The organism is Ekhidna sp. (assembly GCF_965227465.1).
GTDB lineage: Bacteria > Bacteroidota > Bacteroidia > Cytophagales > Cyclobacteriaceae > Ekhidna.
This window is the reverse complement of the sequence record NZ_OZ245746.1, coordinates 3395911-3410046: the sequence shown is the minus strand read 5'-3', so window position 1 is coordinate 3410046 and position 14136 is coordinate 3395911. Positions and strand designations below refer to the sequence as shown.

The 14136-nt window shown below is 39.0% G+C and carries 15 protein-coding genes; 7 read left to right on the top strand and 8 right to left on the bottom strand.

Annotation, left to right across the window (positions count from 1 at the left end; translation table 11 throughout):
• The first annotated feature begins 18 nt into the window (after window positions 1-18).
• The 6 genes from ACO05G_RS15205 to ACO05G_RS15180 all read left to right on the top strand — a co-directional run bounded on the left by ACO05G_RS15205 (window position 19) and on the right by ACO05G_RS15180 (window position 5578).
• Window positions 19-1470 carry a BatD family protein gene (locus tag ACO05G_RS15205; protein ID WP_421763516.1) on the top strand — a complete coding sequence of 484 codons (1452 nt, stop codon included), beginning with the start codon at window positions 19-21 and terminating at the stop codon, window positions 1468-1470.
• 4 nt (window positions 1471-1474) lie between these two features.
• Window positions 1475-2557 carry a chorismate synthase gene (aroC, locus tag ACO05G_RS15200; protein WP_421763515.1) on the top strand — a complete coding sequence of 361 codons (1083 nt, stop codon included), beginning with the start codon at window positions 1475-1477 and terminating at the stop codon, window positions 2555-2557.
• Window positions 2558-2596: 39 nt separating this feature from the next.
• Window positions 2597-3994 (top strand): dicarboxylate/amino acid:cation symporter, encoded by a 1398-nt coding sequence (locus ACO05G_RS15195; RefSeq protein WP_421763514.1) that lies wholly within the window; start codon window positions 2597-2599, stop codon window positions 3992-3994.
• 216 nt (window positions 3995-4210) lie between these two features.
• Window positions 4211-4798: a NifU family protein gene (locus ACO05G_RS15190; protein ID WP_348281787.1), complete on the top strand. Its 588-nt coding sequence runs from the start codon at window positions 4211-4213 to the stop codon at window positions 4796-4798.
• Between the two features lie 31 nt (window positions 4799-4829).
• Window positions 4830-5312, top strand: coding sequence for a YciI family protein (locus ACO05G_RS15185; protein ID WP_421763513.1), 483 nt, complete (start codon window positions 4830-4832; stop codon window positions 5310-5312).
• Window positions 5309-5578 carry an acylphosphatase gene (locus ACO05G_RS15180; RefSeq protein ID WP_348281789.1) on the top strand — a complete coding sequence of 90 codons (270 nt, stop codon included), beginning with the start codon at window positions 5309-5311 and terminating at the stop codon, window positions 5576-5578. The genes ACO05G_RS15185 and ACO05G_RS15180 overlap by 4 nt, the downstream gene beginning before the upstream one ends.
• 2 nt (window positions 5579-5580) lie before the next feature.
• Here ACO05G_RS15180 and ACO05G_RS15175 read toward each other — a convergent pair whose 3' ends face one another.
• From ACO05G_RS15175 to ACO05G_RS15140, 8 genes are all read right to left on the bottom strand, one after another.
• The gene (locus ACO05G_RS15175) at window positions 5581-6285 is read right to left on the bottom strand and encodes a hypothetical protein (protein WP_421763512.1); all 705 of its coding nucleotides are present in this window, start codon (window positions 6283-6285) and stop codon (window positions 5581-5583) included.
• 112 nt (window positions 6286-6397) lie between these two features.
• Window positions 6398-9388 (bottom strand): protein translocase subunit SecDF, encoded by a 2991-nt coding sequence (gene secDF / locus ACO05G_RS15170; RefSeq protein ID WP_421763511.1) that lies wholly within the window; start codon window positions 9386-9388, stop codon window positions 6398-6400.
• 83 nt (window positions 9389-9471) lie between these two features.
• Window positions 9472-9816: a hypothetical protein gene (locus ACO05G_RS15165; protein ID WP_421763510.1), complete on the bottom strand. Its 345-nt coding sequence runs from the start codon at window positions 9814-9816 to the stop codon at window positions 9472-9474.
• Between the two features lie 21 nt (window positions 9817-9837).
• On the bottom strand, window positions 9838-10440 hold the full coding sequence (locus tag ACO05G_RS15160) for a uridine kinase family protein (RefSeq protein ID WP_421763509.1): 603 nt from the start codon (window positions 10438-10440) through the stop codon (window positions 9838-9840).
• Entirely contained in the window at window positions 10433-11017 is a 585-nt protein-coding gene (gene rdgB / locus ACO05G_RS15155) for an RdgB/HAM1 family non-canonical purine NTP pyrophosphatase (RefSeq protein WP_421763508.1), read from the bottom strand. Before rdgB ends, ACO05G_RS15160 begins: the two co-directional genes overlap by 8 nt.
• Before the next feature lies 1 nt (window position 11018).
• Window positions 11019-11663 carry an FKBP-type peptidyl-prolyl cis-trans isomerase gene (locus ACO05G_RS15150; protein ID WP_421763507.1) on the bottom strand — a complete coding sequence of 215 codons (645 nt, stop codon included), beginning with the start codon at window positions 11661-11663 and terminating at the stop codon, window positions 11019-11021.
• Window positions 11664-11669: 6 nt separating this feature from the next.
• Window positions 11670-12563, bottom strand: a complete 894-nt coding sequence (locus ACO05G_RS15145; protein ID WP_348281796.1) for an FKBP-type peptidyl-prolyl cis-trans isomerase — start codon at window positions 12561-12563, stop codon at window positions 11670-11672.
• Window positions 12560-13570, bottom strand: coding sequence for a DHH family phosphoesterase (locus ACO05G_RS15140; protein WP_421763506.1), 1011 nt, complete (start codon window positions 13568-13570; stop codon window positions 12560-12562). Before ACO05G_RS15140 ends, ACO05G_RS15145 begins: the two co-directional genes overlap by 4 nt.
• A gap of 132 nt (window positions 13571-13702) precedes the next feature.
• Between ACO05G_RS15140 and ACO05G_RS15135 the strand changes: the two genes are divergently transcribed.
• Window positions 13703-14122 carry a nucleoside-diphosphate kinase gene (locus tag ACO05G_RS15135; RefSeq protein ID WP_421763505.1) on the top strand — a complete coding sequence of 140 codons (420 nt, stop codon included), beginning with the start codon at window positions 13703-13705 and terminating at the stop codon, window positions 14120-14122.
• Window positions 14123-14136: the final 14 nt, after the last annotated feature.

Sequence of the window (14136 nt, the reverse complement as noted above, 5' to 3'; positions counted from 1 at the left end):
AATAAATAAAACGGAGATATGAAATTAACGAACAAGTTGCTGTTAGGTTGTGCTGTAATCTTGATATCTACATCTTCAATTTTTTCTCAAAACGTTTCCATTAAGATAGGACAAAATGAGATAGGGTTAAATCAATATTTCACAATAACTATTCAGGTAGAAAATGATCGTCTGAAACAATACAGTGAATTCCCTGATATCGAAGGATTTATCAAAAGAGGCACGTCTTCTTCCACTACAACTAATTATGTAAATGGCAGAATGTCATCAACTCAAAGTTTAACCCAAAACTATCAGGCCACAGAAAAAGGAAATTTTTTGTTACCTCCATTTTTCATGACCGTCAATGGTGAAGAGGTCAAATCCGAAGGGACTCAAATTGTAGTAGGAGAGCCTGTGCAGCGGCAAACCAGAAGGAATTCGATTGGCAGAGACCCGTTTGAGGAATTTTTTGGTGGGGGAAATGAACCTGAAGAGTTTGTTGATATTAAAGCAGATGCCTTTGTGGCTCTTTCTGTTGACAAAAGTGAAGTCTATGTTGGAGAAGGATTTACCGCTACGCTGGCTTTTTATGTGGCAGAGGCAAACCGGGCAGAAATGAGGTTTTTTGATCTTGCCAATCAAATAACCGAAATTGTAAAAACCGTTAAGCCACCGAATTGCTGGGAAGAAAACTTCAGTATTGATCAAATATCCGGAGATCCGGTAACTATTGGAGGTCGAAATTATACCCGATACAAAATTTATCAGACGGCTTACTATCCACTAACTCTTCAGGACATTGACTTTCCATCGATAGGGTTGAAAATGATAAAATATAAAGTCGCTAAGAATCCATCCTTTTTTGGCAGAAACAGGCAAGAGGATTATGAGACTTTCTACTCAAAGGAGAAAACAGTGAAAGTAAAAGATCTGCCGGCTCACCCATTGAAAGATCAAGTAGCTGTAGGTAGTTATCGTTTGGATGAAGAAATAAGTACCGAGAGTTTAGCAACCGGTCAAAGCTTCAATTATTCTTTCAACATCATAGGAGAAGGAAATATCAGCGCTATTGAAGCCCCAAGCCCCAAAGCAGATGATTCTTTTGATTTTTACGCACCTAATGTGACACAGCGAGTGAATCGTGCGGCTGGAAAAGTGACAGGTGTAAAAAGCTACGATTTTTATGCAATCCCAAATGAACCGGGAGATTATCGCCTTTCGGATTTTTTTTCCTGGGTTTATTTTGATCCCTCAAGTGATTCATATGATACACTTAAGTCGTCTTACAGTTTGAATGTGACTGGAGAAAGCCGCAAAAATTTAGCTATTGCCTCAAACGACCTGGGCGATTTTTATGACCAGATCGCCACTGCTGATAATGAATTGCAACCCATTGACGGAAATGACTGGGTTACCATCATAGTTAATATCTTTATCGCCTTAACCTTAGGCCTAACTGCCTACCTGCTGTTTAAGAAGACAGCATAATACAATGAGTAATACGTTTGGCAACATTTTTAGAGTGACATCATTTGGCGAATCCCACGGCGCTGGTGTAGGGGTGATAGTAGATGGTTGTCCGGCAGGATTGAATTTAGATGAGTCGTTTATACAGTCAGAGCTTGACAGAAGAAAACCAGGGCAGTCAAGAATCACTACTCAAAGGAAAGAAGGAGATTCATTTGAGTTCTTTTCTGGTGTTTTTGAAGGTAAATCCACGGGGGCTCCTATTACTATTCTAATTAAAAATCAGGACCAAAAAAGTAAGGATTACGATCATATCAAGGATGTTTTCAGGCCATCTCATGCTGATTTCACGTATCAGCAAAAGTACGGATTGAGGGATTACCGTGGAGGTGGAAGGAGTTCCGCTCGGATTACGGCAGGATGGGTAGCTGCCGGTGCTATAGCTAAAATCATGCTTAATCAACAAGGGTTAAATTGCCAAGCTTTTGTCTCACAAGTCGGAGATTTGAAACTTCAGAAAAGCTACAAAGAACTTGATTTAGCTAATACCGAATCCAATGATGTTAGGTGTCCGGATGCTGAAACAGCGCAACAAATGTTTGACCTGATTGACATGGTCAGGAAAGAGCGAGACACCATCGGTGGAGTTGTATCTGGTGTCATTAGTGGTGTTCCTGTAGGACTTGGAGAGCCGCTATTCAATAAACTACATGCCGCAATTGGTCAGGCAATGCTTTCAATAAATGCTGTAAAAGGATTTGAGTTTGGGAGTGGTTTTGAAGGAGTAAAGTTGAGAGGGTCTCAGCACAACGACATCATTGAAAATGATGGTGGAAAGATCAAAACATCAACTAATCATTCCGGAGGCATCCAGGGAGGAATTTCCAATGGAGAGGACATTTATTTCAATGTCGCATTTAAGCCTGTGGCAACCATCATGCAGGATCAAAAATCCATAAATCAGCAAGGTGATGAAGCAACTGTTACCGGAAAAGGAAGGCATGATCCGTGTGTAGTACCACGTGCTGTACCCATTGTAGAGGCCATGTCGGCCCTGGTTATGGCCGATTTCTATTTATTAGCTCAAACCAATAAATTGCGAGGCTAAGTTTTGCAAGCGCAAAAATTCAAGATGAATCAATAACATATGAGAAACCTACCCCTTCACATAAAAATTTTAATAGGCCTGGTTGCAGGAGTAGTTTATGCATTTATTTCAAGTGCATTAGGATGGAATCAGTTTACCATAAACTGGATAGATCCATTTGGGACGATCTTCATTAGAATGTTAAAATTCATTGCGGTTCCACTTGTTTTATTTTCTATAATAAGCGGGATCTCTGGCTTAAGTGATATCTCCAGATTGGGTAAGATGGGTGCGAAAACCTTAGGTTTCTACCTGGTGACAACCGTGCTGGCGGTAACATTAGGGTTGCTACTTGTAAACACTGTGAAGCCTGGAACATTTCTTGATGAAACTCAACGCATCAAGAATAGAATCTCGTATGAACTTTGGGCAAAGGATACTGGAGAGGCCATCAAAGACAATAAAAATTTCCTCAATGATCCGAAATATGCTGATTTAATATTGGAAGTTTCAGGGTCTGAACAAGTGATTGATGAAAAAGTTGAAAAACTGAAAAGCAATGCAGAATCAACCAAAGAAGCATCTCCATTGCAATTTTTAGTAGACATGGTCCCTGAAAATTTAGTTTTTTCCATCTCCAATAATGGACTTATGCTTCAGGTCATATTCTTCGCCATATTCTTTGGAATATCGATTGCCATTGTTGGTGAGAAAGCAAAGCCTGTGGCTCAATTTATTGTGAGCATCAATGATATCTTTTTGAAAATGGTGGAGTTAGTGATGAAAGCCGCACCGTATTTTGTATTTGCTCTTTTGGCAGGGGTGATTGCTAAAATGGCTGATACACCTTCAGAAGTATTGGAGATTTTCAGAAGTTTAGGTTCATACGCGCTAACGATGGTGGTAGGTCTTGGCACCCTGATCTTCATTGTCTACCCAATCATCCTCATTCTTTTTGTAAAAGACATGACCTATAAGAAGGTATTTAAAAATATTAGCCCTGCGCAATTAATGGCTTTCTCTACTAGCTCTAGTGCCGCGACCCTTCCGGTTACAATGAAATGTGTAGAGAATAACATGGGCGTATCCAAAAATGTATCGAGTTTCGTTTTGCCGATTGGGGCAACCGTGAATATGGATGGTACTAGCCTATTGCAAGCTGTAGCTGTGATTTTTATGGCCCAGCTCCATATGGTAGACCTTTCCTTTGGACAACAGCTTACGATTGTGCTTACAGCTACGCTGGCCTCCATTGGGGCAGCTGCTGTACCAAGTGCAGGATTGATTATGATGATGATTGTTCTTGGGTCTGTTGGGTTAAACCCTGCCTGGATTGCTATTATTTTCCCTGTAGACAGGCCGCTGGACATGTTGCGTACGGTTGTTAATGTAACCGGAGATGCAACAGTTGCTACTCTTGTAGCTGGCACTGAGGGTGAGCTGAAGCCGGAAGGCTAGGCTAACATCATAAAAGAAAGTACTAGACATAGAGTCACTGCAATTATGGTTATTGTTGCCACAACTGTTATTTGAACTTTTTTAGTTACCATGACTTTGTGATTTAGGGTGATAAATAACGATTTAGAAGTATGGTACTTTATATAACGAAGCACTCTCACTATACTTTCGAACTTTTCTACGAACTTTGCAATTGTATTGCTAAACAGTTGAACTATGCAGACGACACAGGAGCCCAGAGTGGTCAATATTTATACAGAATCAAATCCTAATCCCAACTCTTTGAAGTTTGTGGTAAATTTTATGTTAATGCCAGAAGGCATCAGCAGAGATTATCCAAATTTGGAGAGTACAAGTGAGGCGCCTCTTGCCAAATCTTTGTTTGAGAAGTTCGATTTTGTTACTGGTGTTTTTTACATGAGTAATTTCATCACCGTGACCAAGAAAGAGGAAACTGAATGGTTTGAGGTGAAGGCAAACGTTCAGCAATTCATCAAAGATTTCCTTGCTGAAGGTAAAGAGATTCTTACGGAAGAGATTACTGATAATATCGATCAGGAACTTACCGGAGACGATGCAGAAGCAAAAATTAAGGGGGTTTTGGAAGAATACATTAAGCCTGCTGTAGAGATGGATGGAGGCGCAATCAAGTTATCTTCTTACAAAGATGGGATTGTGACAGTAACTCTTCAGGGCTCTTGTAGTGGGTGTCCATCTTCTACTATTACCCTTAAAAATGGTATTGAGAATCTACTCAAGCGAATGGTTCCTGAGGTTAAGGAAGTGGTTGCAGAAGAAGGTTGATTTGTAGAAATTAGGAGAAAAATTATCTCCCATGAAAAAATTTCTAACGCTCATCCTCACGACATTCATTTTATTTTCATGTGATCAATCCCAGGATCAACAGGGAAATGATTTTACCTATCAATCTTCCGGCTATGATTCTTTGCTAGCTGCAGCGACTGGAGCGGACGCCTACGGGATGAGAAAATACGTTATGGCACTTTTAAAAGAAGGCCCTAATCGGAATCAGGATTCAACAGAAGCAGAAAATTTGCAGCGTGCTCATCTGGATAATATTACAAGAATGGCAGAAGAGGGCAAGTTGGTAATGGCAGGACCTTTCTTTGATGATTGGGAAGTGAAAGGCATTTATATATTCGCTGTAGAAACCGTTGAAGAGGCTGAGGAGCTTACCAAAACAGATCCAGCAATTATTGCAGGTAGACTTATTATGGAACTACACCCCTGGTATGGTAGTGCTGCGCTGATGAAGGCAGGAGAGATGCATGAAAAACTTGCTAAAGAGTCAATATGATTGCAAAGCGGATACAGGTTCAGGGTAAAGTACAAGGGGTCTTTTTTCGAGCATCCACTAAAAGCACGGCTGAAGATCTTGACTTAAAAGGGTGGGTACGAAATGAGCCTGATGGATCTGTTCTAATAGAAGTTCAGGGCGAAGCGAGCCAAATGAATAAGTTTACGGAGTGGTGTGAGTCAGGCCCAACTTATGCAAGTGTGACTGATATAAAGATAGAAGATATAAGTATACAGAGCTTTACAGGATTTCAAATTCTACACTGAAGCTACTTGATAAAATTGGCTATTTCCTGATTCGTAAGGTTAGCAGCATCTAGAAGCAAAGTATCGGTCCCAATTTCAATCGCGTTTGATTTCCATTCAAATTGAGATCTTTCAATGGATTTTATCGGCAGTCCATTAGCTAAAAGAGTAAATGCGACAATTTGAATATCTTCAATATTCACATCTCCTCCGTAGTAAAGCACGTTACTACCGAGTCCTTGAGTTTCGTTTGCCTCCTTCTCATGAATGTAGTAGCCAAGTTTTTTAAGTGGATAAACCTTATTTCCATCTTTTTCATGCTTGTAATACCGTATAACTACATCTTCGCGGAGCTGGCCTTGTGGGAGGTTGGCTATTTTAATGGCGAGATAATTATTTTTCAAATCAGATAATGTAATATCTGAACCGTTAGATGGATTACTGGATTCTTCTTTTGGCTCTTCAGTTTGAAAAGACTCTTCTCCCGCTTGAGCCGTTTCAGATACCTCCTCAGGGGATGTAGATGTGGTTGTGGTATCAGTTAAAATCGGTTGCTTTTGTTCGGCTTTTTTCTGTAAAGTCTTGGGTTTTACTTTTTCTACGGGATCAGAAAAACTGGCTTTTTTGTTCTTGCTGTACTCATCAGCATTAAATAGTGCGACTTGAATGAGTTTGACGACCCCAAGGAAAACTAAGGCTACAATAAAATAAATAGGGTATTTCTTCATCAAGTTTCAGTGATTTGGTAGCCTGAATTTAACCAAAATACTCATTGGGCACAAAAAAAGCCCTCATCTATGAATTACATAAATGAAGGCTTCCGATTGAAAAAATCAGTCTTTAAGTGGTTTTTTCTTTATTCAAATCAATCACAATCGGCGTAGCGATAAAGATTGAAGAGTAAGTACCTACGATAATACCAATTAATAATGCGAATGAAAATCCTTGCAAAACTGCACCTCCAAAAAGGAAGAGCACAATAACCACAATTAAAGTAGTTATGGAAGTAATGAAGGTTCTACTTATCGTATTGTTAAGGGACTCATTGAAAACCGGAATTAATTCAGATCCTGATTTGATTCCCATATTTTCCCTAATCCGATCAAACACAACCACGGTATCATTGATGGAATAACCAATTATAGTCAGAATAGCCGCTACGAATACCTGATCGGCTTCAAAAGAAACACCTAGCATGTTGGCTATGGCAAATGCCGACAATACAAAAAGTGTATCGTGAAATAGGGCAATGATTGCTCCTAAGCCAAACTGCCATTTTCTAAATCTGAAAACGATATAAACGAAGATGCATATTAATGCAAATACGGCAGATTTATAAGAGGAATTTTTGATATCGTCAGCTATGGTAGCACCTACCTTAGATGAACTTGATATGGTGAAGTTACCCTCAGCTAACTGACTGCCATCTTCCATGTATGTCAGCCCTGTAGAGGTAGCCAGACCATTGATTAGTTCTTCCCTAACAGCCGCATCGGCTTCATCGCTCTCATCGTCAATTTTAAAAGATGTGGTAATCTTCAGAATATTATCAGCTCCAAAAGTCTTAACCTCTGTACCGGCATTATCGAAGTAATCCGTCAATGAGGTTTTAATTTCAGTTGGGCTTTTCGGCTCATCAAATGTGATCACATATGATCGACCTCCTTTAAAATCAACGCCTAAAGTGATTCCTTTAACAATCATCGCGACAATTCCAATGCCGATAAAAATTGAGCTGAATACATAAGCTAATCTTCTTTTGCTTAGAAAATCAAAGTTTAGGTTTGTAAGTGCATTTCTTGAAAAGGCATTCGCGAATGAAAGCTTCGACGCGTCTCCTTTTTTAGAGAAAGCTTCTACAACTACTCGTGTAATAAATACAGCACTAAAGAATGAGCAAACAATACCAATCATCAAAGTAATTGCGAATCCTTTTACCGGTCCCTGACCCATTGTGAAGAGGATAATACCAACGATAAGTGTTGTCACATTGGCATCAAAAATCGACCAGTAAGCTTTAGAATAACCAGAAGATATTGCTGCTTTCAACCCAGATCCATTTCTAAGCTCCTCTTTGATTCTTTCAAAGATCAGTACGTTGGCATCAATCGCCATACCTATGGTTAGTACAATACCAGCAATACCCGGAAGTGTCAGTGATGTGCCAAATTGGGCAAGAATACCCATGATAAAGAAGACATTAAAGAACAGAGCCAGATTGGCAATCAAACCACCCTTAGCATAGTATACCACCATAAACACAATCACAATCACCAAACCAACAAGTATGGAGTTTAAACCCTGATCCTGCGCCACCTTTCCAAGTGTAGGACCAACTACTACATCCTCGACGATAGTTGTAGGTGCTGGCAATGATCCGGCTTTAAGGATGTTTGCCAGATCTTTTGCTTCCTCTATGGTTTGAAAACCTCCGGAAATTGAAGAGCTACCGTTAGGGATTTCTCCCCTTACATAGGGTGCAGAAAACACATAGTTATCCAAAACTATCGCAATTCTTTGTCCGATGTTTTCACGAGTCATTTTACTCCAGGTTCTGGATCCTGTGGCATTCATTTGCATGGTCACTTCTGGCTCTGCGCGCTCGTTTAATGAAGCGGTTGCACTTGAAATGGTTTCACCAGTTAAGGATGCTTTCCCGCTTCTATTCGTCCTAATTGGATATAGTTCTAATAGATCCGGACCAGTCAGATCCTCACCTTTGTCCTTTGGCTGAACATCCCAAAGAAATTTCATAGTGGCAGGGATCACAGCTTGTACATCTTCTCGCTCCAGTAGTCGGTTGATCTTGGCTGTATCTTTTACATTGTAGATCAACCCTCCATATTGTGGTGCATTTACCATCAAATCAAAAAGCGGAGAGTTTCGAGTATTGATTAGCGAATCTAGTTGTGCATTTTTGGTTGAGTCTTCGCCTGTTGTAGCAAGTGAATCACTACTATCATCCCCACTAAGTAGAGCGGTAATGTCGTCTTTTGTTTGCTGCTCTTCTTCTGTCAGCTCAATGGAAGAAGGATTATTTCTCATCTCCTCAACTATGATTGAATTGATTGACATTAGCACAGGAGCAACTTCTTGCTGCTGATGAACTTCCCAGAATTCTAATTTTGCTACCCCCTGAAGTAATTTTCTTACTCTCTGAGGATTATCAACTCCTGGTAGTTCTATTTGAATTCTACCTGTCCCCTGGAGGCGCTGGATATTTGGTTGAGATGTACCAAATCTATCAATCCTTGTTCTGAGTATGTTGAAAGATCGATCAATAGCACTTTCTACCTCTGTATTGATAATCTCCAGGATTTCTGCATCAGTACTTTGGAGACTAATCCTGCCTCTGTTAGCTGCGGTGGCAAAAATTTGAGCAAGTTCTTTTTGAGGAGCTCTTTCTTTGAACTCAACATAAAATTCATCTACGAAATTTAGTTGTGTCCCTCTTACATTCTTTTTTGCTTCCGTTAAAGCTGCATTAAAATCCTGATCCCCACTATTTCCGCTCAGACCTTTTAATATATCTATAGGTGAAACTTCCAGTGTCACGTGCATTCCACCTTGAAGGTCAAGTCCTAAATTTAATTCCGTTTCTTTGATCTCCTTATAGGTGTAGTTAATGCCAAAGAGGTCGTAAACTGGTTCGTTCCAAATAGAGTCCAGGTATCGCTGCTTCTCAACTACGTTAGTCGTTCCATCAGCATCCTGAGTTGCCTCCACTGATTGCCTTTGTATACCTTGAGAGATGTAGGTAAATGATAGATAATAAATGCAAAGCAGTGATATTAGTATCGTCAGAAATACTATAAATCCTTTATTTTTCATGGTTTTATGATTTTTTCACTGGGAAGTACCAATGAATTTTTTGTTTGATGTTTATTTAAAAATGATTTCGAGAATGCGAAATCCTATGGAGCGTTTGGCGAAATTATTTGCCGGAATAATACTTTTAGTGCCTTTTCTAAAGTTGGTATGATCCGTGTTTTTAAAGGTGTCTTTTTGTCATCGACATCTTGATGAAAAACTTCTGTAACCAAATAAGATTGATAATCGAGATTTATTTGTAATGAGGTAGAAAGCGCAACGGTCGGTTTTGTTATCTGCTGCTTTTCTTTACTCTCAGAATCACTTTGCTCCTGATTGTCTGGAACCTGTTCATTGACAAGAACCGATTGCGTAAGTACAAAAAGCCCTATGACAATCCCGAAGGTTGTCTGAAAGAATTTTTTCGATATATACTTAGATATTCTCAAAGTGGGGCAAATGTAGTAAAATCACTGATTAAGAAAAGCAGTTATGACTTTTAGTGCTACATCAAAATTTTCGTGATTTGGAATGATGATATCTGCCCATTTCTTTGATGGGTTGATATATTTCTGAAAAGAAGGGGTCACATGGTGTTCAAAACGATATAAAACATCATTGAGATCATAACCTCGTTCTTCGGCATCTCGTATGATCCTTCGTTTTAGCATCAGGTATCCGGGTGCCTCAATGTAGATTTTCAGATCTAAAAGATCCCTAATCTCCTTTAAATGAAGAGTAAATATGCCTTCAACTAATATGATAGGACTGCTTTTGATTTCAATTATTTTAGACTTTGCCTTATCATTATTGTAGGTATACTCTTTAAGCTCAATGTCTTCTCCTTTGATTAGCTTTTTGAGATCACCAATAAAACGCTTCTTGTCGATGGAGTCAAGGGTATCAAAATTTTCAATCCCCATTTTGTCACGAGGCTGTTCGCCTCTTTCAATGTAGTAATTATCCATCGAGTGAAGTGAAACGTCGGGAACATCACTCATCAATTTCTTGATGAATCTGGTTTTTCCAGACCCACTTCCGCCAGTTACTCCGATTACCAATAGTTTAGACATGAGTCTTATGTAGATGATCTAAAAATTTTCTCACAGCGATTGACCTATGTGAAATGCTGTTTTTTACTTCACTCGAAAGTTCTGCGAATGTTTCATTATATCCTGCAGGCATGAAAATAGGATCATAACCAAATCCATTCGAACCTCTTTTTTCTCTAATTATTTCCCCTTTGACTGATCCTTTGAATTGAAACTCGGTTCCAGAATCGTCAATAAACGTAATAACTGTTTGAAACTCTGCACTTCTATCTGAAACGTTTGATAATCTCTCAAGCAAAAGGTTCATGTTGTCATTATCATCCTTTTGTGGTCCCGCATACCTGGCAGAATATACCCCAGGCTCTCCATTTAATGCGGCTACCAATAGTCCACTATCGTCAGCAATTACTGGCATAGTATGATTATCATAAACAAACTTTGCTTTTATTCTTGAATTCTCTTCAAGGGTATCTCCTGTTTCAGCTATTTCAGTAGTTATACCTAAGTCACCTAACCCTACTAATGATACCTGCTCCGGCACGATAGCCGCTAGCTCCTTTACCTTATTGGTATTGTGGGAAGCAAAGCAGATTTTCATCTTACTGTTTGGTAACACTTACAGGTAAGATATTGAAAGCAAGTACAGTATTTGGTGGGATCAATCCCCTTCCATTGATGCCATATGCTTCAGCCGAAGGGACTACAATTAACACTTCCCCTCCAGTTTTTAAATATTTCAAAGTGGCTTCCATTCCTTCAAAAAACCCATCTACCACTCCGTCTCCCGAAGGTGAAGTCCACCCATTAGATGTATAAGTTATTACCAGAGGCTTATATTCTCTCTCCTCAGGAAATTGAATTAGGTAGGCTTCATGCACAGATTTATCTGAAAGACCAACACTGTCCTCTAAAAGAGCCATTCGAACACTATCACCGATAACTTCAATACTGGTATCGAAAACTGAATCACTGAGAAATTTCCCTACATAATCATAGGTAACAATGTCACTTTCGTCTATTGAAACCATATCTCCAGAATCAAGAATAACATATCTAATTCCAGAAGGCGTATTGCCTATCTGACTCTCATCATATCCATTTTCATTTAGGTAATCAATAATCAAAGTGCTGTCTTTGATGAATTGAATTCTTGGATCTTCTTGAATTAGAACATCTCCATCCCCACAGGCTAGCAGTATAAATCCGACAAATATTGCTAACAATCCCTTTCTCATTTCATTCATTGCTTATTATTTGACATCTACAAGCTCAACGTCAAACACCAATATTGAGTTTGCTTTTATAACAGGACTTCTATCTCTACTTCCGTAAGCCAATGTGCTTGGAATGTACAATCGTGCTTTAGCTCCTTTATTAAGAAGTGCAATACCTTCATCCCATCCTTTAATTACTTGCCCTTGTCCTAATGGAAAAGTATACGGTTCATAAGGCTCTCTTCTTTCATCATATAAACCTTTCTCCATTGCAATTTCCTTGATGCTTGAATCGAAATGGCTACCATTTAATACCCATCCGGTGTAGTTTACACTTACAATTTGTCCGGGTTCAGCAGTTGGACCATTACCTTCTTCAGTGATCGTATATCTAATGCCACTTTCCGTTTTTTCTGTTTCGATGTTATTTTCAGCTAAATAATTATCAAGAATCTCAGTGTCTATAATTATTTGCTTAGATGCAGCTTCCTCTGCTTTTTTTGCTACCATATCAAAATATTCTTCCTCCGACATTTGATCAGTATATGCAATCTCAAACTTGATCATGCTTTCAGGTGCAATTGAATCAGGAAGTGGTGCTCTAAATGTTTTCTCAAATAGCTCCGATGCTAGAAGACTAAAACTCACACTATCTCCGGTTTCGAGGAGAGTGAAAATGTTAAATAACTCACCTTGGTCAGCACCAGTTTTAGGATCGATTTTCAATGGCATTGGCTCATCGGCATCCATCATTACTTTACCTTCTTCAGTGGTGTATTTTATTCTAAACATTGAAACCAAACTATCTATTGGCTGTTCGCCATTACCCTTCTTCAGGTATGTTACTTCAGTCCCCTTTTCAGTGGTGAATGAGTTTGAGCCACATGAAATAAGCAATGTGGCTAAAACGATGTATCCTATTTTTTTCATTTAATCCGTGTATTTAAAATATTCTTTTCTAATAATTCTTTGAATTTCTTCTCGGTCTCTTCCAATGAAAGTTCTGACATTCCACCGGCGGCATTTTTGTGTCCACCTCCATTAAAGTATTCTTCCGCGAATTTATTGACTGCAAAGTCTCCAATACTCCTAAAAGAGAGTTTTATTTCATTTTCTCTTTGAATGATTATAGCTGCAACTACAATGCCTTTGATTGAAAGCGCATAATTCACTAAACCTTCAGTATCTCCTTGTTTTAGTCGAAAATCCTTAAAATCTTCTTCACCTATAACAAAGTATGCTACCTGATAGCTTTCGTCAACCTTTAGCCTTTCTGCTAATGCATGGCCTAGGAACCTCAATCTCTGAAGAGAGTTTGTATCATAGATCAGGCGACTGACTTTATTAACGTCAGCCCCCAGGTCAATCAAATCAGCTACTATCCGATGAATTTTAGCGGTAGTAGATGGATGTTTGAAAGATCCGGTATCCGTCATAATGCCTGCATAAAGACACTCTGCAATGTCTTTATCAATCGCATTTTTTCCACTGAAATCAATGATAAGGTCATAAATAAGTTCTGCCGTAGCGGCTGAGTGATCATTCCAGAAATTATAGTCAGGTTTGATCTCAGGATTTAAATGATGATCTACAAGGGCGATTTTAGCAGGAGTTTTTTCAGCCACATCACGCATTCCTTTGATTCTACCAAAACCGGAAAAGTCAAGACAAAAAAGTAAATCTGCTTCAAGAATTAATTTATCGGATGCGTCCTTAGATTTCTCATAATTAATTACCATCGAATTACCTGGCATCCATTCCAAAAAGTCGGGATAACTATTAGGAACAATGGTGCTCACCTTGTGTCCGAGTCTAGTCAGAAAATGGTGCAATCCCAATGACGAACCCAATGCATCCGCATCTGGATTTGCATGGGTAGTAATGACAATTTTTTTAGGGGATTGTAAGAAGTCCTTTAACGCCTTTGTGTCCTTCATAAAAAATGCCCGAACCGGGCAAAAGTGAACGGCAAAATTAGTAACATTTATAAAACTCGATAATCATAAGTAAACTCTTTCTTATTCGATTATTTTTGCGGCGATTTTAGAAGCGTAAACAAAAAAGAAAAAATGGCTGGAAAAAAGACTTTTACGATGATTAAGCCAGATGCTTATGCAGCTGGTAACTCTGGGGCAATCATTAAAATTATTGAGGAAGCAGGATTTAAATTAGAAGCAGTAAAACTGACTAAACTTTCAGCAGAAAGAGCGGGACAATTTTATGAAGTGCACAAAGAACGTCCATTTTATAATGATTTAGTTGAGTATATGTCTTCAGGGCCGATTATAGCCATGGTCCTTGAAAAGGATAATGCGGTTGAGGATTTTAGAAATTTAATTGGGGCAACCAATCCTGCCGAAGCTGCCGAAGGAACGATTAGAAAGCAATTTGCGACATCTATAGCAGCGAATGCTATTCACGGATCAGATTCAGATGAAAACGCAGCAATTGAAGCGGGTTTTTTCTTCTCTGGTACTGAGCGATTTTAATCGTATTCTATAAA